This window comes from Paenibacillus sp. FSL K6-2862 (assembly GCF_038005125.1).
In the GTDB taxonomy this organism is placed as follows: Bacteria; Bacillota; Bacilli; order Paenibacillales; family Paenibacillaceae; genus Paenibacillus; species Paenibacillus illinoisensis_A.
This window is the reverse complement of the sequence record NZ_JBBOSN010000001.1, coordinates 1,658,165-1,678,682: the sequence shown is the minus strand read 5'-3', so window position 1 is coordinate 1,678,682 and position 20,518 is coordinate 1,658,165. Positions and strand designations below refer to the sequence as shown.

General features: G+C 44.3%; 17 protein-coding genes. 3 read left to right on the top strand and 14 right to left on the bottom strand.

Annotated elements, in window-relative coordinates; genetic code table 11:
• Positions 1–15 precede the first annotated feature (15 nt).
• From MHB82_RS07660 to MHB82_RS07600, 13 genes are all read right to left on the bottom strand, one after another.
• On the bottom strand, positions 16–759 hold the full coding sequence (locus MHB82_RS07660) for a barstar family protein (RefSeq protein WP_341174324.1): 744 nt from the start codon (positions 757–759) through the stop codon (positions 16–18).
• Positions 760–904: 145 nt separating this feature from the next.
• On the bottom strand, positions 905–1,519 hold the full coding sequence (locus MHB82_RS07655; RefSeq protein WP_341174323.1) for a hypothetical protein: 615 nt from the start codon (positions 1,517–1,519) through the stop codon (positions 905–907).
• A 114-nt stretch (positions 1,520–1,633) separates the two neighbouring features.
• Positions 1,634–2,002, bottom strand: coding sequence for a hypothetical protein (locus MHB82_RS07650; RefSeq protein ID WP_341174322.1), 369 nt, complete (start codon positions 2,000–2,002; stop codon positions 1,634–1,636).
• A 211-nt stretch (positions 2,003–2,213) separates the two neighbouring features.
• A complete protein-coding gene (locus tag MHB82_RS07645; protein WP_341174321.1) occupies positions 2,214–3,293 on the bottom strand; it encodes a phospholipase D-like domain-containing protein in 1,080 nt (359 codons plus the stop codon).
• 214 nt (positions 3,294–3,507) lie between these two features.
• The gene (locus MHB82_RS07640) at positions 3,508–4,251 is read right to left on the bottom strand and encodes a DUF1643 domain-containing protein (RefSeq protein ID WP_341174320.1); all 744 of its coding nucleotides are present in this window, start codon (positions 4,249–4,251) and stop codon (positions 3,508–3,510) included.
• 151 nt (positions 4,252–4,402) lie between these two features.
• Positions 4,403–4,774: a hypothetical protein gene (locus MHB82_RS07635; protein ID WP_341174319.1), complete on the bottom strand. Its 372-nt coding sequence runs from the start codon at positions 4,772–4,774 to the stop codon at positions 4,403–4,405.
• Between the two features lie 309 nt (positions 4,775–5,083).
• A complete protein-coding gene (locus tag MHB82_RS07630) occupies positions 5,084–5,146 on the bottom strand; it encodes a hypothetical protein (protein ID WP_341176607.1) in 63 nt (20 codons plus the stop codon).
• A gap of 2 nt (positions 5,147–5,148) precedes the next feature.
• Entirely contained in the window at positions 5,149–5,397 is a 249-nt protein-coding gene (locus MHB82_RS07625; RefSeq protein ID WP_341174318.1) for a hypothetical protein, read from the bottom strand.
• A gap of 866 nt (positions 5,398–6,263) precedes the next feature.
• The gene (locus tag MHB82_RS07620; RefSeq protein ID WP_341174317.1) at positions 6,264–8,075 is read right to left on the bottom strand and encodes a serine hydrolase domain-containing protein; all 1,812 of its coding nucleotides are present in this window, start codon (positions 8,073–8,075) and stop codon (positions 6,264–6,266) included.
• A 418-nt stretch (positions 8,076–8,493) separates the two neighbouring features.
• Positions 8,494–9,681: a glycoside hydrolase family 88 protein gene (locus tag MHB82_RS07615; RefSeq protein WP_341174316.1), complete on the bottom strand. Its 1,188-nt coding sequence runs from the start codon at positions 9,679–9,681 to the stop codon at positions 8,494–8,496.
• Positions 9,682–9,747: 66 nt separating this feature from the next.
• Positions 9,748–10,548 carry a polysaccharide deacetylase family protein gene (locus MHB82_RS07610; protein WP_341174315.1) on the bottom strand — a complete coding sequence of 267 codons (801 nt, stop codon included), beginning with the start codon at positions 10,546–10,548 and terminating at the stop codon, positions 9,748–9,750.
• A gap of 11 nt (positions 10,549–10,559) precedes the next feature.
• Positions 10,560–11,762, bottom strand: coding sequence for a serine hydrolase domain-containing protein (locus tag MHB82_RS07605; protein WP_341174314.1), 1,203 nt, complete (start codon positions 11,760–11,762; stop codon positions 10,560–10,562).
• The gene (locus MHB82_RS07600; RefSeq protein WP_341174313.1) at positions 11,729–13,702 is read right to left on the bottom strand and encodes a beta-galactosidase trimerization domain-containing protein; all 1,974 of its coding nucleotides are present in this window, start codon (positions 13,700–13,702) and stop codon (positions 11,729–11,731) included. Before MHB82_RS07600 ends, MHB82_RS07605 begins: the two co-directional genes overlap by 34 nt.
• 140 nt (positions 13,703–13,842) lie before the next feature.
• On the opposite strand from MHB82_RS07600, the gene MHB82_RS07595 reads away from it, so the two are divergent.
• Positions 13,843–14,730: a helix-turn-helix transcriptional regulator gene (locus MHB82_RS07595; RefSeq protein ID WP_341174312.1), complete on the top strand. Its 888-nt coding sequence runs from the start codon at positions 13,843–13,845 to the stop codon at positions 14,728–14,730.
• Positions 14,731–14,844: 114 nt separating this feature from the next.
• Here MHB82_RS07595 and MHB82_RS07590 read toward each other — a convergent pair whose 3' ends face one another.
• Complete coding sequence (locus MHB82_RS07590) at positions 14,845–15,705, bottom strand: AraC family transcriptional regulator (RefSeq protein ID WP_341174311.1); 861 nt, start codon at positions 15,703–15,705, stop codon at positions 14,845–14,847.
• Between the two features lie 76 nt (positions 15,706–15,781).
• Between MHB82_RS07590 and MHB82_RS07585 the strand changes: the two genes are divergently transcribed.
• Both MHB82_RS07585 and MHB82_RS07580 read left to right on the top strand, forming a co-directional pair.
• On the top strand, positions 15,782–16,438 hold the full coding sequence (locus MHB82_RS07585) for a hypothetical protein (protein ID WP_341174310.1): 657 nt from the start codon (positions 15,782–15,784) through the stop codon (positions 16,436–16,438).
• A 30-nt stretch (positions 16,439–16,468) separates the two neighbouring features.
• Complete coding sequence (locus MHB82_RS07580; protein ID WP_341174309.1) at positions 16,469–20,461, top strand: glycoside hydrolase family 2 protein; 3,993 nt, start codon at positions 16,469–16,471, stop codon at positions 20,459–20,461.
• The last annotated feature ends 57 nt before the right edge of the window (positions 20,462–20,518 follow it).

Here is a 20,518-nt window from a genome sequence, read left to right as displayed (position 1 = left end):
AAATCATTTTTAGTTTTAAAGTTTGATTTTAACATTATGTTCGTTAAGCACTTCTAAAATATTCTCAATTATTTCGCTTTTATTAGCAAATCCATTGATTCCAATCGTAAAAGGTGGTTTCACACCAAAACCTCCGCACAAGCAATCTGACAAGCTGTCCAGACATCCGCCGAAATAACCTCCAGGGCCATTGATGGATTCACCCAGCGCAAAATAAAAAGAAATCTTATCTGTGATATGTCGACCATCAACATAGTACGTTTGATTAGTTATGTCCTTAATATTACTGGAGATTTTACAACAATTATCGCGATTTCTGATTATCTCCATCCAGATCTCGCGTTGGCGGTTAGTAAATTGAGACCAAATATTTTTTTGTTTTAACTCTCTACCAAGATCCCAGAGTCTTAGAATTTCCATAGAAAGAGCAATTGGAAGATAACCAGCAATATTAACATCTTGCCCATCTTTTAAATCTGAAGAGGTAAATACTTTCTGAGTATTCAATACAAAATAATAATTACCTATCTTATTACCACAATGATCTAAAATAAGTATGTATAAATTACTTATGGGATACTTTCGGTTTGAGCAAATCTGTTTAAAGTCAGCGTTGAAATGAAAATTAATAAAACTGAGATCGTAGTAATCCTCATCCGCAGTTTCACTAATGTTCGTTTCTAATAATCCAGCAATATTATCGCAATGTCCGATAATTAAACTGCCATCCTCGTCGAATAGACTATATTTGTAATTCATAGATTTACTCCTATATATTTGCATTAATTATGAGTTTACTCTTTACACCGATTTCTTATAACGTTCCTGTATTCACGACCCAGCGCATGCTGGGTGTCTGGCGACTGCCAGACCAAGGACGAATGTCCGCAGCGTGAATATTATGTTATCGGATGTTCCGATTTGCTAATGAAAACAATTTTAAAATTTCATTATCTAGTTTTTTCTCTAAGTTTTTCTCTAAAAATTCACCCGTCGATTCTTCATTTACTTCATGAAAGGTTTTTCTAATATGATTCTTAAATTGCTCTCCTAATATGTGAAGTGATATATATTCACTATTATTTTTAGTGATTTCTATCTCTTTAAATCCATCAAATTCTTGCACTATCAAAAACGCTTTAAACTGGTTAGGGCCCCAAATATTAATGTATGCTCCAAATCGGTAATTAAGAGTTTTGCTCATCCAATGTTCTTCAATTTTTTGTATATCTCTTTGTTTATCTCTACGATTTTTTTTAGCTTCTACTACAAGGAAATTAAAACGATTGCTCGCTCGTTTGTGAAAAATAACATCAGGCCTCTTTCGTTTGTACTCTAATTTTGTTACATCCAATTCATGATTAAGCCAAAAAATATACTTACTGAGTTCATTAGAGACATGATGGGTTAAGTTCCATTCAGTCATGCCTGTTTGACTTGTATACTCAAAAAAGTCGTTCTCATTCTGAAAAAAATTTTGTATTGATGAATAAATCAGATTTCTTATCAATGTTTCCATAATGTCTCTCCTTTAAGGAATTTCCGATAACGTTCCCATATTCACGACTCGACATGACGAATGTCCGATGCGTGAATATTATGTTATAGGATGTCAGCCACTTCTACGAATCTCCTACAAATCATGCTTTCTAGCCAAGTTCCATTCTAAAAAATGGTTTATATCACTTATTGCATCTATAATCGTCCCTCTATGTTCTTCATTATTCTTCAATTCTTGTAATATCATTGGTTTTACTATTCTTTTATCAAGCTCCCCTTTGGTTCGTGCAACATGAGCTAACCCCAATATTGCATTTGCCCTAACATGAGGATGAGAATGTTCGGCTAATTTCAAACACAGATTCTGAGCAATCCTCCAATTGGAATGATGCATTCCCACTGATAGCGATACCAAAATCAGCTCTTCAATCACCTGTCGTTCTAATATTTCTTTAATCTCTTCTTCGTTGTAATTTCTGATTTCCTTGTATTTAAGTTCCATTTAATTCTCCTAAATGTTTGTTTGGACTTTAGCTGATTTCCTATAACGTTCCTGTATTCACGACCCGACATATGTCGGGTGTCCAACGAATGCTGGACCAAGGGCGTATGCCCGCAGCGTGAATATTATGTTAAGTGAAGTTACTGTTTTCTTGCTAGTTTTACTTTTAAAAATGAGTGAGCCTTTAATTTTGACTCACTCATTTTTTGAATTACGTGTTATCAATATTCATTTTTTGTTCTTCTTCTAGTTTTTTAAGCTTTGTAATGACTGATTCAAAACTATTCTGAATTTTTGAGATATATAAGAAAAAATTCTCTACATCTTCTTGCGCAGCTTCTGCTAACTCTCGTTTTCTCTCAGCAGTCTGTTCTGAGGCTTGTTGCGCAGCTTCGTCCATATCCTCATTATGAACATTCCATTCAGCAATCAAATCTGAAGCATAGTTTCTCTCGCTGAAATTTGCTAATTCTGAGATATGTTCATTTTGTGAAAAAAGAATTTTAATTTGTTCGATAGATTCTGAATCTATTAAATCTGCGAATTCATCCGTTTCGTACAATTCATTAACTCTATATATTTCTTCTTCAACTTCTTCTAAAAGCTCTAAGACATTTTCTAACGATTCTTGATGAAGCTGTGGGTCCCAGTAATTATAGTTTTTCACTTCTTCAAATCTTCCAACGTACGTATAGGATTCTTCTTCAATTCTTATAGAAGCAGACTCAAGCCGAGAAGCAAGCAATGAAAATACAAGCTTTTTTTCCTCGAAAGAATTCCCGTAATATCTGATACTTTCGTTCAAAATTATTGGAACAAGATTATCTATCACAACTTGAACGAGATTTTTATCTCTTATTATAAATCCAGTTTCTCTATTATTACTGCTTTCTTCAGAGAAGTTAGCAGAGCCGATGTAAGCAATATTGTTTGTAAGGATAACTTTAGAATGATTTTGAAAATTAAAAAAAGCATCTATTGATTCTTCGTCGTTGCTATTAAGTTTCTTCGTATAATTGTTTATACTTTCTCTAGCTTTCTTACGTACCTTATCGCCATAATAAGTCTCGAAACGATTTGGTATATTGGCTACAATTCTTACCTCTGCATGTTTCGCTGCTTCTTTCAGCGAATTTAATAACGCTTTTCTATTTTGGGATATATTATAAGTCGTCACAAAAATATAATCCGCTGAATCAAAATCATTCAGTACCTCTTTATAATTAGATTCTCCTTTAGAAGTAACGATTTCTATTTGACCAGGTATTAGAGAAAACTTTTGATAACTCATTAACTTTTCTCCCCTTTACTAGATTTTAAAAGCTGTGTTTATTTAAGATCCTACTCTTTCACATTTTGAAATGTATTCGATCACATCAAAGCATTTGTTGTCTTTGGTAATTTCACTTAACGTTTCTTTATTCACGACCCTACGCATGTCAGGTATCCGGCATCTGCCGGATCAAGGGCGTATGTCCGTAGCGTGAATATTATTTTATAGGATGTCAAATCTCTTTCTTCACTTCAATTTCATATGACTTTTCTGGTCTCCTACTTTTGTTCTGTATTTCAACTTCACTTATTTCAACCTCGACTAATTTTAAACTATTAAGTTGCAATCGATTTGGATGCCTTGGTTGCTTTTTTATTGTGATTCCTTTATTATTCTCATCTTCGAATATGTATACGTTTTTCATTTTAGATGCTTCTTTCAAAACTTCTTTAATTTCACTATCATAAATTACTTTTTTAAAGTTGTCTGGACAATCTCCCCAGCCAAGAACAATCCAATCACTAGATGACAATCGTTCTAGAATTACTTGCTGGTTCTTTTCTAACATAACTTCTAAGTCCTTATCTTGATCTTCTCCAAAATAGTTTATAATTGCTCCCAGAAATGAGGATACCGTCTCATAAAACGGAAATAAATTCACAATAACTATTGTTCCGATATCTTCAAAAGCTTCTTCTTTGCGTTTTTCATTTACAAAGTTTATAACAATATTTACTGTCTTATCAGAGCATTCAGTATCAGCTTTACTAGGATTCATTAAACAAAAGCAAATTCTTTTTGAGCCACCGTTCAAAATTGGAATTTCGAGGTATTCTCTTGTAAAAAGAGTACTTTCTATTGTTTTATCTATTTTGAGATCATCAAAACTAATACATGTTTTAACTTTCGCTATTTCTTTTTTGTTTAATCTAATATTCTTCAAGTCCACTGAAATAGGATATTTAATTTTAATCATTTCCTTTCTTATTAGCTTTTGTTGATTTCCTATAACGTTCCTGTATTCACGACCCGACGCATGTCGGGTGTCCGGCGAATGCCGGGCCAAGGACGAATGTCCGCAGCTTGAATATTATGTTATCTGATGGATCGGTATCTTTGATTAGCATTTAAAAATCCTTTCTCTTAAACTGCTTTGTATTCGTCTTAATCACAACTGGCTTAATTGATGGAATTGATTCGTTAATAATTTTGGTTTTACAATTTGGACATTGATAATTTTTATATTTTGGCGATATCTTTGATAAATGCACTTTTTTATTTTCTACATCAAGACAACGAGGACAATATGGATTTTCTTTCGTCAAATCGCTTTTTTTCCAATATACCTGATCTTCAAATTTAAAGATTCTATCTATATTTTTACTTTTATCATTTTCCCCTTTTTTAATTTTTGAGTAAATGAACTTAAGTACTGCGCCTAAAGCTACCACCCCAACTCCACTGAATAACCACCCTTTATTGCTAAATAACCAATTCAATTACTTCCCTCAATTCAATTAAATTTGATGTGTATATTTTAAAATGGTTTACCGATATTTCAGATAACATCTAATTTATGTACTTCGTAAATACAACGCATTCCTTCCATTATCCGAACTACGTCTATGATAAACCAAAATGTTACATTTGCGTAGAAAAGTTTGGAGAGCAAGGGAGACTTAGAGCAGCCCTCAATCTCTCAATTCCATCCGGTCCAGCGGGCTTTGATTACGCTGGATATTTTTCGTACTAACATGCGAATATCGTTGAGTTGTACGTGCACTCGTATGACCAAGTAGCTCCTATAATTAGCTCAGGTCTGTCTCGTTTTCCAACAAATGAGTGGCAAAGGAATGCCTCAATGCATGAATACTTACCTTTTTCTCAATACCTGCACGTCGTCTTGCTTCTTCAAAAACCTTCTACACGCTCCGCTCGGTAAAATGTCAGTCAGAAGATTGCCCCGGAAACAGCCAACATTAGGTCTATATTCTGCTATGTATTTCTGCACGATATCCCAGGCAAGATTTGAAAGAAGCGTCCTCCGATCCTTGTGCCCCTTCCCCTGTCTCACGATGATTGTTTTCCTTTCACTATCCAGATCACTGCAAGGCAGACGCACAACTTCACCTACACGAAGCCCGGAAGAATAGGCTGATCTTTGTAACTTTAAGTGCCTTTTGCAAAGGTTCTTTGATTTTCATTGGTTGTTTATCTTGCTAGCATTTTATTCGAAATGAAACAATCCACTTACAGATATCGGAAAATTTTTCTAGAATAAAACGGATAATTAAGTGATTTTATGTTAAACGCTAAATAAAATGGCCTTTGTGGTCCTACAATTTTAATTATGAAATATTAGATGAATAACAACAGTATTTTTATTAATACAAATATAAGGATGGTGTTTATTTGATTAACAAGGGCCTAATAATTAGCGTCATCACACTCTGTATTCTTATCGTATTGGGTTTTCTCAGGTGGGAGAGTCTTGAATCCAGCGCAGACTTTCGTTATAAGTATGATCGATGGACAGGTCAAAAATGGGTAGAGTTCTACCCACCGCTAGCCTTTTCTCTCAACAGCATGGAGTTTCCACTTATACATATGGATGAAATAAATCAAAATGATATAAACAAATATATAGAAAAACAAGCTCTCTCGGGAGAGTTAGTGAATAAGTGGATTGAAAGAACAAAGTTAACGGATGGATATATAGGTCTATTATTATTGAATATTCTAGTGGTAATTTACAGTTTCATTAAAACATTTATTTTGAGACATAAAAAAATAAGATGATCTTGCCTCCCCTTTCAATATTCCGAGACACTAGCTGCCAACTGTCTTACTAACACAAAGACAGCAGTCCAAATAAGGAAATGCTGTCTTTGCATCTTTATAATTAGTCCACTATTATGTCACTTAAGTATAGAAGGCATCCTCTAGCCTTTGAAATACTTGAAATACCAATATTCAGCGGTTACTGTTCTAAACATACAAATTCCATCCCACAACAAAAGCAGCCAAGATAAATGCCGAGATGCCAGACATAATGTACATCACCTTTTGCTTTTTGGCGTAACTACTCTTCCGCAGTTTGTAAATGAGCAAACCAAGATACGCCACTGCCAGAACTACATATAGCAGGTTAAACCCTAAATTGATGCGTAACGAAGAATATGCGGGATAACTTGGAAGTCTGGTAAGGATGATAAAAAGATTAAGAAGGAGCAACCCACCTGCGAAATTAATAGCTAGATAATATTTATCAAAATGGGTTGGAGGATATCCCCGTTTTTTAAGTTTGTAAAGAAGCATCCGGATTATGTAACCAATCAAAGCAACTAAGTTGTAAATGATAGCTAGCGCAACGGGAATAAGAGATATTGCAATCAAGTTCACCTTTAGATTCGATACAGGTAAGTAATCCATGTAAGGAGTGTAGGAAATTTTCTCAACAACGCCATTATGCTCGACTACATTATAAAGGCTACTTAGCTCCGCTTTTGAAAATTTGGTTATATCCAGCAGCCTAAATAAATCGGTAAATCTAGAGGCGGGCCGCCTTGCGGATTGAAAATATCCTCCCCCCTCAGAAGTAACCGAATTAACGTATGTGCTGTTACCGAAAATCTTGCTAATAAGTCCATAATAATAGACTTCCTCAAACGCAATGTTTGTCATGACCACCATTCCAAATTTGGATTCTGGATCAAAGACAACTTTGCTTGAAAACCCTTTTAAATTCCCCTCATGAAGCAATGTAGGTACCCAATATTCCACCTCAGCGAACCCATGCGCAAATCGCGGAATCGAAGTCCCGTCATAATACAGACTGGTTGACAACATTTCGTCTAACGTATCTCTCTTGGCAAATAATACACTGTTATCATCAACAGGCATCAGCGCTGCAAGGAATTTCCCTAAATCTTCTGCTGTCCCCATGGCTGCACCTGTAGGATAGAACGTTACGTATACTCTGTTCTCAGGGATGAGTTCCAAATTTTTCGTATACCCTTCAATCTTATTCCTTCTTTGCACGAGGTCTGGGCGATCCTGCCCCGTTGGATGAACCGTAGTATCGTTCATATGAAGCGGTTCAAAAATATGTTGATTAACATATTCATAATAAGGTTGGCCACTTACCAATTCCACGATGTAACCGCCTAGACCAACGCCATAGTTCGAATATCCGACGACGCTATTCGGTTTGTATATCTGTTTCGGCTCGTTTTTACGCAGCGTTTCTCCTAAATCATATTCTTTATTCTCGTCGTAATAATACACTTCGGTCGCTGTTTGATCTTCCCAACCCGCATTGTGATGCATCAGGTTCAATAGGGTAATCGGTTCATCGTATTCGAGCTTTTTGAAAAATCCTTCTGGCAGATATTCTCTGATATCCGTATCCAGATCAAGCTTCCCTTGTTCGACAAGCTGCATCAGACTCGTATAGACCAACAGTTTAGAGATGGAAGCCCATTCAAAAACAGTGGATGGTTCCGCCTTTCGCTGATTCTCAATATCCGCAAAGCCATATGCCTTATTTACTATGAATTCGCCATCTTTGATCGCCACAACAGAAACGGCAGCGGTATACTTCTGATACGACTCAACATAAGAATCAATCATGTCCTCTAACTCTGTTAAAGGAATTCTGGATGGTGTAGTCTGAATCTGTTCTTCTTCCGCGTTGACTGGTACCGCACATGTGATAAGGACGAATACGAGTGACAAAACACATGCAATTACTTTATTTAGCGTGTGAAAACTACGAACTTTCTGGCAATTTTTCTGCATCAGCAACTCTCCTTCAATATCAGATAAGATCGAACCTAACTCACCTCTCCTCTATGTAAATCTAGGATTACACACATTTTGTGAATTTCATCACGATCATTGAGCTGACTAAGACATTTTTAGTAATATGTATTACTTCAATCTTTCATTTAGTATAACAGTAATTTTATTACAAAATAAAGCGTTTTCGTAATTGATCTCAAATAGTGAATATACAAAATTAAAGGGGAGGTTATCTCTGATTGTTTTCGGATTTCTGGAGGGATGTCTATATTAAAAAAGAGTACGGGACAATGCCCTCTCCCACGGCCCTATCAAAGAACCAAGTTTGAAAGAGGATCATCATCCCAATGTGTCAGTACGTTGTTTTTTCCAAGTCTCTTATTCCCCAATGCCTTATATAACCGTTATTACAGCGTTATTTCCCCTTACGCTCATACCAATAACCAGGAATACCACGTGCAAGACGCATTAACGCTTCCAGGTAAAAGTAGTCGCCCCAAATCATATAATCATCCGGGGATAAGCCGCCATGGATATGGTACGAGCCATGCTTAAGAAAGCCCTCTGCTTCATCGACACCGATTGTAGCATAGTTGTTGATTAGCGATTCCATGCTTGTTGCCAGCATCCGCTCGAAATACAGACGATCCGGATCACCAGTAGCCAAATGGGAGATGAGCTCCACCAGTCCGGCAGCGACGATCGCTGAGGCGGAACTGTCCCGGTAAGTATCCGCAGCTACAGGAGCATTGAAGTCCCAATAAGCAACGCTGTCCTCGGGTAAATGTTCAAGGAAGTAGCGGGCCATGCGTTTGGAAGTCTCCAGAAATGCCTTATTTCCAGTATAACGATAGGATAGTGCGAACCCATATACTCCCCAAGCTTGCCCTCGCGTCCAGGTCGAACCTTTGCTGTAGCCTTGATGAGTGGCACCGCCGATGGGAACACCCGACTTCGCATCGAAGAAAAACGTATGATATGAACTATCATCCCCTCTAACGATATAACGCCGTGTTTTCTCTGCTTGGATCTGTGCTATTTCACCATACGTTGGATCCCCCGTCCGCTCGCTTGCCCAATACAATAACGGCAGATTAAGCAGGCAATCAATAATAATCCTCCCCGCTTCTTCCTCATTATCTGGGGCCCCCCAAGCTTGAATATAACCGCTGCCGTCACTCGTAGTCCGCCAACGTTTCATTAATACATCAGCTGCAGCAAGAGCCAGCTCCCGAGCGCCTTCATCGCCAGTGATGATCCACTGGGCTTTGGCCGATAAGCTGTACAGAAATCCGATATCATGGTGATCCAGGGAGACATGCTGCTCAAGCCGCTGACGTAAACTTACTACAGCCTCTTCTGCTGCCTTCCGGTAGCATTCATCGTGTGAATATTCATAGCACAACCACAATATCCCTGGCCAGAAGCCATCTGTCCAGTCGTCGTTATCATTCAAAATATAGGTTCCATTCAGGCTGACATGGGGAAATCGGGTCCCGAACTTATCCATATTATTTAGCGTTTTCGATAGAATGTCCCCAATGGCTTGTATATAACGTTGTTTTCCTTGTAATTCCGTTGTTTGCATTCCCTCGGTAGACATCGCACTTCAGTCCTCTCTTCATCTATTAGGAGCAATGATCCAGAGAATGACAGCAAAAAAGGATCATCAACCAAGCTCGGTCAATTGGCCTGCCGTAAGCTCTACGACGTCCGTTTCCACGCTTACCCATACACTTTGTGCAGAAGGATTATGGACGATCCGGTAATCTGCCGAGAATCGGAGCTGCCGTAATGCATGCATATACGAAACAATTTCAGCATTCGTAGCAAACCAGATGTTTTCGTTTCCGGCAACGAGTTCTCCAAACCGATCGATCAGTTCCCAGTTGTTGTCGTTCTCAAATTCATAGCTGTGCCCCCACACATACAGCAAAGCCATCTTGGTATGCCTCTGTTTTAAAGCGAGTAACTGCTGCGCGTACTCCACCATTTGCCGATAATGGCAGGTCGGATGCCATCTCAGGAAGTCTAAAGGCATATTAAACCCGAACTCGTTTGCTGCTGTCCGGGCATACTCTATTCCCAACGAAGGCAGCAGCGAGACTAGCTGGTCATTATATGTACCAAAAGGATAGCTCATCCCACGCACAGGATAACCAAGCAGAGCTTCCAGTCCCTTTCGGTCCTCCGTGATTTCCTGAACCATTTGTTCGACCGGCGACTGTTCGAGAAAAGGATGGCTGACGGTATGTGCAGATACTTCATGCCCTGTGAACAGGGGGCGTATCTCCTCCCGTGTAAGAAATCCCTCTTTTCCGAGCGTACCGCTGTTTAAGTGAAACGTGCCTTTGAGACCATATTCATTAAACTTCCCGACCAGTCTCCTATCATGAATCTGTCCATCATCGAAACTCAGGGTGATGGCCTTATGCACCCCACCCGGAAAGCGATCATAGCGAATTCTCATGCCAATTCCTCCTAACGATGGTTCAAGCAAGCGTATACGAGATTTCTCAAGCGTGGATGCACATAGGGCTCTTGATTGTTCAACATATGCTGCGCATACATGACGGTCAGCTGAGAAGACGGGTCCATAATCGCCAGAGCACCGGCTGCGCCGCTCCAGCCAAATTCACCAAGCGGACTAAGCGACCCGCTGGTCTGCTTAGAACAATGGGTGCGAACACCGAGCCCGTAACCATACCCCGCAAGCTGTGACCACGAGAAATGACTGCGAGTGGCCTCCGTCAGATGATCCGTTCTCATGAGATCCACCGTCTCGGCAGCCAGGATTCGAACGCCTTCGGGGCTTGTTCCTTGTTGGGTAAGTGCATTCAGAAAGACGGCGTAGTCATCCACCGTGGAGAATAACCCGGCACCGCCGCTCTCATATTCCGAACCGATCCGGTAATCGTTCCCCTCCTTGGGAATAGGTTTGCCTAAGGCCTCGCTATATTCATACTGGGGAGCCAAACGGCTTTGCTTTTCTTCCGATACATCGAAGCCGGTATCACACATCCCGAGCGGGCCGGTAATTTCATCCCGAACATAGGCGCCGAACCGTCTTCCATCGACAACTTCGACCAAGGCGGCAAGAACGTCATGGCTTAAACTGTAGCTCCACCTCGCCCCCGGTTCGAACAACAGCGGTTCTTCGGCGATGGCCGCCGCAACTTCGCGGGTTGGCGCTCTTCCGCTTGTGCGTCTTACGACTTCCCGGATCGAAGGGGAACGGATATCATAAGAGAGCCCGGCCGACATGGTAAAGAGATCCCGTACCCGGATCGCTCTCTGGGCTTTTTCCAATACCATTTCACCGCTCGGCAAGGTCACCTTCACGGCCATCTCGCCATATTCCGGAAGATAGTCCGACAACGGATCATTTAACAGGAGCGCTCCCTTTTCTACCAGCTGAAGGGCTGCCGTGCAGGTCAGAATTTTGGTCAGTGAATACAGCCGAATAATCTGCTTGTCGTGAATGGGAATACGTTCTTCCAAGTCAGCATAACCACTGCGGTAGCGGAAGACCTCTTGATTACGGTGCATAACCAAAACCTCTGCCCATGGAATACGCCAATCTGTTAAGCGGTCGATAAATATGGATAGCGGTTTGAAGTCCATCGCTTTGCTTCCTTCCTGTCTCAATATCACTCGTAATCGATAACTACCATCTGATGGCATTCAAGCTTCGGAACCTTGTAGCTAACCGAACCCTTCTCCCACTGAAAGGGAATGGACTGCACTTGCGGCGCCAAATACACATTCTTCACTTGATGGGGGGTCCGGATGGACACCTCAACGTCATATAGGGGGATGATATCCTCAATGACTTCGATCTGTTTGCCACGGCGGACCGGGGACGCATACAGCAGATGATGGACCAGCCTTTTCTCTTGCTTTTGATCCTGCAGGGTGGTTACGCCCTGGGCAGGCAGATCGGTGTTTAGCGTTATATTAGGCAAGAGGCGGTTCAGCGCATACAGGATCGTCTCCTTCAGGATCAGACTTCCCTGGTTCGCATAATCCTCGAACACATTCCAGGCCAGATAGATGCCGCTGGCGCTCTCTACCATGCCCGGTCCTCCATAAACATCGCTGCTTGGCGTGTGCTGGTGCGAACAGAAGGTAAAAACATCGCGGTTGAAATACGGGTCTTTCCTGCTTCCAAGCTCCGTTCCTCCGGCAAGTTCGAGCTTCTGGCCTTCCGTATACATGACAAAAGAAGCTTCCCCCAGGCTCGCAGGCTTGAACAACGGATGAAAAAAGTCCGGACGGTATGGATTCACTCCCACATATCTCACTCCGAAATCAATAGCGAAGGACGTGCCGTCCTGGTTCAGACCCGACCAGCCTGTGGCGAGGACCTTACCTCCCTGCTGCAAAAACAAATCCAGCTTACCCTTCAGCTCGTCATTCACCGCCACATAATCCGGTAAAATCAGCACCTGATAATTCGAAAAATCATGTTCCGTATCAATCACATCAAATAGGATATTGCCCTCCAGCAGCATGCGTACAGCCCCTGCATCCGAATCGTTCCGACTTGCGTATTCTTGGGCTTTAGGGTGCACGCCCGTTGCTTCCAAGGACAACAACGCTACATCCGCAACGTTCACAGCATTCACGCACCATGCTTCCTTGCTTTCGACTTCTCGAAAAGCCGTACCAATTAATTCATAGGTTGCGGGATCCATGCGGCCGTCAGGCTGAAGCTGATCCCCAATCGAACATTTTGCACCATTTGCAAGACTGAGAGCGGTTTCATATCGGAGTGCGTTTGGATGTTTATATCCGCCGAATTCTCCCCACGCGGTATGAAATTTCCCGGTCATGCCAAGAAATTCGAATCCGAGCGTTTGTACGTACCTGGCCGAAAGAGGAAAATGGTCATACCCCCATCCGCCGGTAGGCAGCGACTCCAGTTCCAAATGGGTATTCATGGCAGCCAGGTCACGACGACCGCGCTTGATATGCCCACCGTTATGGAAAATGGGCAGACCTGGTTTTATCGATTCCACCGTTTCCTTCACCCTGGCTGTGTAATTGGCATATGTGCTCTCCCAGAGGCTCTTCATCGCTTCCTCGTCGCGAGGGTCATCCCCCTTATGCCGTATGGTGTTTACACAGTTATGACAGTAACATTTGCGTACACCCACAATATCAAGAAACAATCCGTCTACATCATATCGGAGCAACACTTCCCGAATCTGTTCGATCAGGATATCGAGATAAGGAGAGTTCATGCAAAATTGATGATACCCTGGCTGCATGAAGCCTTCGGCCCAATTTGTTCGATCATTCATGTCACGGATCAGCCACTCGGGATGACGGCGGGCTAGCTTTTCATCCAAACCGGCCGAAAGGTACACTGGTGTTTTTACGTTGATTTCATGAGCTGCCTCAATCTGCGCCGCAAGCAAATCGAAGCTTAAACCCGGATGAATCTCATTGGCCTCCGAAGGATGATACGCCCAGCCATGATGGCACTTGGAGAACACCGTAATTGAGTCGACATGCCCAAGCTTCAACATGTCTTGAAACTGCTTTTTGTTAAAACGGTCCCCAATGGGGACAATGGCTTCCGAGGTGTGAAAATCCAGATGGACTTGACGGAATCGCATGATTTCGCTTCCTTTCTCGTTCATATACCCCTAATATATTCCTTCCAGCATTGGACGAATAGGTGTAAAGACGACTTTTTATAGCACAATTCCGACCATTCGCAATTCAGTGCATGATACAATAGGTGCATCAAGAAGTAATGGAAAGGGCTGGCCTTATGAATTGTCTGGAGCTAACCATTCCCCCACTTCCGCAATTAGTGACGATCGGTCACTCCTTCTGGGATCCGGGGCAGCAGCACCTGAGTCGTTCGTTTAACTTGTATGACATGCTCTTTGTAATGAAGGGCACCTTGTACATGACGGAAGATGAAGTGCCATTCGAAATTACAGCAGGCTCCTTGCTTGTGCTTGAGCCGAACCGTCTGCATGTCGGGCATCGCCCTTGCGAGGAAGAAACGGAGATATACTGGCTCCACTTGGCCCACCCAGCGCCTGTCCGAACGATGGATAGCGGACAAATTCCATGGTCGACCCCCTTCACAAAAGGCTCCAACCTGGATGTCACTCCGCACCGGCAGGTCATGTATATTCCCAAATTCACAAGCCTGCACACCACAAGCATTGTTCCCTTCCTGCAGCGAATGATGGAGCTTCACCTAAGCTTGTCGCCCGCAACGTCCTTGCCGCTGCAGGGTCAGCTCGCTGGCTTGTTGACCGAATTGCAGTCGGCTATGCGCCTGCAATATACTCCCCGCTCGAGAATACTGTGCGATCAAACGATAACCTATCTCGAAGAGCATATCACCCGTCCCTTCGATGCCAAGCATATGGAAGAAACGCTCCATTTCCATGTGGACTATCTCTCCCGCTGCCTGAAGAAATACACAGGGCTGAGTCCGCTTCAATACCTACACGAGCTGCAGATGAGTAAAGCTAAATCTCTTTTGGAAAATACCAGCCTTCCCGTATCCGAGATCGGTGTCCTGATCGGGATTGAGAACGCCAATTATTTTATTCGCTTATTCCGAAAAAAACTGGGAATGACACCCGGTCAATATCGAAGCACCCGATTGGGCCGCACATGACAAAAACAGCAGGAACGTGAATCGTTCCTGCTGTTTTGTTATGGGTTCCTATTATTTTGTTATGAGTTTCCTAATCTTTTTTTACCAGTTTCTGTTGTTTTCTTATCAAGACGTTTAGACGTATTTCTCCCGGTATTCCGTAGGCGTACACAGGTAAATCTTCTTGAATTGGCGGGCGTAATAATTCTGGTCCCGGAATCCGCTCTCTTGAGCCACTTGCAGAATGGACAGGTTGGGATTACGCAGAAGCGTACAGGAATAATCCAGCCTCCGGCGGATCACATAGTCCATGGGCGTCGTTTGGAAGTTCCTTGCGAACTCGCGAAGAAACTGCCTTTTGGACAAATACGCCCTTTCCGCGAGCATATCCAGATTGAGAGGCTCCTGAAAGTGTTCCTCCAAGTACGTAATGGACTCGGCGATTCGCAGCGCTTTATTCTGAGGCCACCCGTTGTTCGCCACATAATAGCGGGAGAGCACCCCCATGAGTGCCGTAAAATAGGAGCGGATCAGCATTCGGTAACCTTCTGGCCGCTGCTCATACTCATCCAGAATGACATCAAGTAAACCGGTGACCTGCCGCAGCTGTTCATCATTCAGGGTAAGCATCCCTTTGAAGTTCATTTCCTTCCGGTAGAACGGCTCGAAATAAAATAATGCCTGGAAGCCCGCCATCAGCTTCAGTTCCTGCAGCTGAGTCATCTGGTCAGGGTGAAACATGACGTTGACGTACTGAATATGATCCACGTCTTTATAGCCGTGGGACACATTGCCATGGATGAAGAACACCTGCCCGGCAGAGATCGGATACTCCCTTCCTTCGATAATGTGAGTTGCGGTTCCTCCAAGAATAACAACTAGCTCGGAATAGTCATGCTGGTGGACATCAAAGTCATGAGTTAGAGGGCATTTTTCGATGCGAAAAATAAAATCCGTTTCCAGCCCCAGGTCCAGATAATGGCTTTTTCTATTCATGTCGCTATTATGCTAAAGAAGGTCACTATCGTCAAGGAATCCTGAAGCAAATTACAGTAACATGGGGATAAACGATATGAAACTGAGGTGGCTTATGTACCGCTATCATTTCCGTGCGCAGTGCCGCGAGAATATGGACCTGAAGCAAGTGTTCCGCGAGGCTTTACCCGTACTCCAAATCCAGACGCAGGAACTCGGCGCCCGTCAACTTAGTCTGTTCCATTTCGGGACACAGCTGTTTCTTTATTATGAAAGTCCGGTCCAATCGGTGGATCCTCATGAACTGTTCGCTCACTGCGAAGACGCTTTGGAAACCTGGCCCGGAACGAGCAGTGCTAGAAGGTGGGCACCGATGATGGATATTTTCCATTATCAGAAGCCGGTCAGCGAGCAGCAATGGTCAAGACAAAACGCTTCGGCCCGGCCTTATGCCAGAATCGCCCATCTCAAGCCGGATAAAATCGCCAGTTATGTGTTTTACCATTACCAATACCAGGAGGAGAAGCCGGGGGATGGCGATAAGTACGGGATGATTGCGCTGCATGAGAATCTGATGTTCTTCTACTCGGAAGATCCGGCAACCATCGAGAAGCCGTCCTATTCAGGCAAGCTCTCCACATCCCATACGCCGTCCGACTGGGCGGGAACGATGGAGCCTCACTTCATACCCTGGGATTTGTCCGAAGGCAGCTCCCGGATCTGGCTGGAAATTCCGCTCGTTATCCGGGCATAACGAATGTCAAACGAAAGGAGCATTCCTATCATGCGAACTGAATATTGCTTAAACGGTGAATGGAATTTCATGCCTTTGTATGAGCAGGGCACTGGCTTCGGGCTTCCTGCAGAGCTGGTTTATGAACAGCAGAAGGTTCAAGTCCCCTCCAGTTGGAGAAGCTCCTACGAAAGGCTGCCGGGAAAGAACTTTGGAATCATTCCCGAGTACGAATATGCGCCTTATGATGTATTTCAATATCCGAAGGAGTGGGCAAAAGCCGAAGCTGGAGTTCTTCATCGATCGTTCCGGATACCTCCATCCATGAAAGAACCAGGGACACGGTTCTTCCTCCGTATGGACGGGATCATGCAAAAGGCTGCTGTGTATCTCGACCATCATCTCGTGACCATGTGGGAGGATGGTTACCTGCCTCTTCTCGTGGAGATTACCGAACTGGTCAGAAAGGATACGGATCATGAACTTCATGTAGTCTGCGGCAGTTTTGACAAGGTGGTGATTCCTTCAGGTCAACAGAAAATCACGGGTCTTGCAGGCTCGTGGTTTGGTTCGATTGCCAGAGGGATATGGCAGGACGTATATCTGGAAAGCCGGCCTGAGATCTCGCTTGCCGATGTAACGATCCGTACGTCAGTACGGGAGAATCGGCTGGAAGTAGATGCTGCGGTAATCCATCCCTTGGCTTCCTCCTTGAAGACATCCCACAAGGCTATTCTTCATGTGCGCGAGAACGGTGATTTGACGTCCTCCCCCATTCTTCAGGCTGAAGCTGATGTGTTAGCCGTGAGCGGCCAAGGGGATTCAAGACGGCTCACGTTCCGCCTGGATTGGGAGGACGCCAAGTACTGGAATCCGGAGCAGCCTTTCTTGTACAGCTTGGAGCTTGCGCTTCTGGACGGTGAACGGGTTATCGACCGGGTGGTACAGCCATTCGGCTTCCGTGAGATCTGGACAGAGGGTTCGCGGTTTATCCTTAACGGTACGCCCATGAACTTGCGCGGTGACTCCTGGCATTTCCAGGGTGCCATTCAACAAACGCAGGAGTACGTACGCACCTGGTACGGCATGTGCAAGGAGGCCGGAGTTAACTGTGTTCGTCTGCATGCCGCGCCTCATCCGACCCATTATCTGGATATCGCCGATGAGATGGGCATGCTGATTGTGGATGAAACGGCCATCTACGGTTCGAGCAAATCCATGCCTGCAGATCATCCCGCTTATATCGCGAACTGCACAGCCCATGTCCGCAGGCTGGTAGAGCGTGACCGTAATCATCCATCCATCATCCTGTGGAGCTTGCAGAACGAGATGCGCTGGGTGGACGGCCGCGATATATTCAAGCAGCATATGCCTTCCATGATGAACCTCATTCGCGAGTTGGATCCTACCCGCCCGATCATCGCAGAAGGCGATAACCGTCTCCTCCCCAAAGAACTCACGGAGGTGGAGAGCAGGCACTATAACATAGACGGCACAATTGACGCATGGGATCGCAAAGCACCTCTCGTGTTCGGCGAGCATGGCGGCTGGTGGTATGTCTGCCCCCAGAACAGCAGCATGTACGTAGGCTTGGCCGCGTACCGAAACACGGATGAATGTATCCAAGGTCTAGCCGAGAAGGAGCGGCTGTTCGTGGAATATGCGAGGCGGCAAGGCGTTTCCGGAATCTCCACCTTCAACTTCGCCCATTATTTCATGCGGGCCATGCCGGAACGCAATATTGTTCTTTCTCCATCCGCTTTAGATACGCCGGGGCCGAAGCCAAAAGTGATTCCAAAGTATTCTTTAACATTGAACAACGGCCTTCTTCCGCAGGAATATCCGCTGTATACGAAGAACCCGTCCTTTCCGATCATGGAAGCCTCTTTCAAGCCCGCTACCATGATACCGGCAGAATACAATCGTTCCTTCTTCGATGATGAGCCCATTTCCAGAAGCTTTGATGTCTATAACGATACCTTTCATTCAAGCCAAACTCGGATTGAATGCAAAGTACGCCAGGAAGGCAGACTCCTTCACCAGGAGCTATTCCTATTCGACCAAGAACCGGCGGATCATGAGATCGTGACCGTAACCTGGAAGCCTGAGCCTGTTAAGGATGTAACCGCTATACACGTGCATGCTGTAATGTTTCACGATGACAAGCTCGTTCATGAGCTAAATTTGCAGTACAAATTGTATCCCTCACATTATAAAACCACCCCTGTCTCTATAGGCCGACCTGTGGCCTACATAGGTCAGGACCAAGACTTCCATTTGTTGAGCAGCCTTGTCCCGGAATGCAGACGAATCCGGCTTGAACAGCTTGGTGAACTTTCACCTAATCACCTCGTCGTTGCAGGCAGCGGACTCGAGGATGAGGACGGTCAACTGGAGATGGCGCTCCAAGATTATGTACGGAGGGGCGGCCGTCTTCTGTTGTTGGAACAGCACCATCTGTCTCTGGGTCAATTGACGATTTCGCGGCAGGACTTCATCCGAGCCCACGCGGGCAGCTATGACCATCCAATCCTTCAGGGCTTGGACGATGATGATTTGATGTTTTGGGATGAAAAGATACGTGAGGAAGGTCCCCCTCCTATCATCCACGCCGCTTTCGAGAAACCGATCAAGGGCAATTTCAATATGATCCTGGAATGCAGCGCAGGGGATTTTGGAGATGGCGGGGACCTGTGGTCACCCCTTCTGGAATACCGGGACGGCAGCAGCTTCTTCATCGCTAGTCAATTGCAGCTCATGGAGCACTTCAATACCGTCCCTGCGGCCTGCTGCTTGCTGCGCAACATGCTCGCTTATGCAGGAAACGTTGAAACGATATCGATTCGAACGGGTGCATGGGTCGAACCGGGAGGAGCAGCAGAGCATTTCCTGCGGTCCCTTGGCCTTTCCTTCGACGTGCTTGAGACTATCACAAGCAGCCTTCTTGCGACATATCAACTGCTTGTCGTTGAGCCAAACCTCCTGTTGGATCGGGATTCCATCTCCCTGTTGAATGAATATGTTCGGCATGGTGGTCAACTCGTCGTCCTTCCCGCTGCTCCAGGTCATGAAGCCGCCCTATCTGCACTGTTAAAGCGTCCTGTCTCGATCCTGAAGCATGAAACGTACCACTTGGAGGCGAATTACGATAGACCTGCGGTCCAAGGATTAAGTCCGGTTGACCTGTTCGGTTTCGATAAGGTTTTTCTCTCGCCCAGAGAAGTTGTTAATCGTCCCTTGGCCTCTTACAGTCTACATACGACCGATGCAGCGGTACTATGTGCAAGCGTAGAAGGGACAGCATGGAAAGATTATTTTGTGCACGGGCATACGTCGGAATACAGCAGGCTGGCATTGGTGGAGTTAAACCGGGATCATCAGCGTCCTGCTGGGAGTTTCGTACTCCAAGCGGAACAGGAACAAGGATGTATCATTTTATCTCAACTGCTCCTTGAACCGGATTCCGCCAAGTCCATACGCTTATATAGCCGACTTTTGGCCAATCTGGGGGTCGCCATAGACGACGGTCTTCTCTATAGCTCCAAAGGAGACGCGCACTGGTCCGTTGAAAAGGTCATGGCACTGCCTTGCAAGCCGTGGATTAATTACGAGGAAATGAAGACTTATTATACGGATCCGGAATTCTCGCTGAACAATCTGGGCGAGGGGCTCTACGGCTGGATGCTCAAGAAAGAGCGAAGCTCTTCAGACGGTGCCTTTCTTATACAGAATCCCGGGGATGAGCGCTGGTTCCTGAGCTGTTTCGTTCATGGTTTTGACCCTTCATGTAGTCCGATCGATGGTACCCTTCGAGGTAAGCTTCAAGTCAACACAAACTGCGAATATGAGATTTATATAAACGGGTACCGTGTTCCCGATCCAGAGAGGCATATTGAGCTGCGGACTGGTATTAACCGTCTGATCGCCATCGTACAAGGAGCCGGGGAGGACATCCGATTCGGTATGGTATTTAGGAACGCGGGCGGTTCATATATGAGGCATCTTCAATATCGTCTGACCCTGGATGATGTAGAGCCCAAGTAAGTTTACTTTTTCGTATCTACTGCGATAAGGATATTGATGTATCATTCCATTTCAAAA

Bases quoted from the DNA above. Each gene is read 5' to 3' on its own strand.
- MHB82_RS07660 (WP_341174324.1), bottom strand. From the start codon at position 759: ATGAATTACAAATATAGTCTATTCGACGAGGATGGCAGTTTAATTATC.
- MHB82_RS07655 (WP_341174323.1), bottom strand. From the start codon at position 1,519: ATGGAAACATTGATAAGAAATCTGATTTATTCATCAATACAAAATTTT.
- MHB82_RS07650 (WP_341174322.1), bottom strand. From the start codon at position 2,002: ATGGAACTTAAATACAAGGAAATCAGAAATTACAACGAAGAAGAGATT.
- MHB82_RS07645 (WP_341174321.1), bottom strand. From the start codon at position 3,293: ATGAGTTATCAAAAGTTTTCTCTAATACCTGGTCAAATAGAAATCGTT.
- MHB82_RS07640 (WP_341174320.1), bottom strand. From the start codon at position 4,251: ATGATTAAAATTAAATATCCTATTTCAGTGGACTTGAAGAATATTAGA.
- MHB82_RS07620 (WP_341174317.1), bottom strand. From the start codon at position 8,075: ATGCAGAAAAATTGCCAGAAAGTTCGTAGTTTTCACACGCTAAATAAA.
- MHB82_RS07615 (WP_341174316.1), bottom strand. From the start codon at position 9,681: ATGTCTACCGAGGGAATGCAAACAACGGAATTACAAGGAAAACAACGT.
- MHB82_RS07610 (WP_341174315.1), bottom strand. From the start codon at position 10,548: ATGAGAATTCGCTATGATCGCTTTCCGGGTGGGGTGCATAAGGCCATC.
- MHB82_RS07605 (WP_341174314.1), bottom strand. From the start codon at position 11,762: ATGCCATCAGATGGTAGTTATCGATTACGAGTGATATTGAGACAGGAA.
- MHB82_RS07600 (WP_341174313.1), bottom strand. From the start codon at position 13,702: ATGCGATTCCGTCAAGTCCATCTGGATTTTCACACCTCGGAAGCCATT.
- MHB82_RS07595 (WP_341174312.1), top strand. From the start codon at position 13,843: ATGGAAAGGGCTGGCCTTATGAATTGTCTGGAGCTAACCATTCCCCCA.
- MHB82_RS07590 (WP_341174311.1), bottom strand. From the start codon at position 15,705: ATGAATAGAAAAAGCCATTATCTGGACCTGGGGCTGGAAACGGATTTT.
- MHB82_RS07585 (WP_341174310.1), top strand. From the start codon at position 15,782: ATGAAACTGAGGTGGCTTATGTACCGCTATCATTTCCGTGCGCAGTGC.
- MHB82_RS07580 (WP_341174309.1), top strand. From the start codon at position 16,469: ATGCGAACTGAATATTGCTTAAACGGTGAATGGAATTTCATGCCTTTG.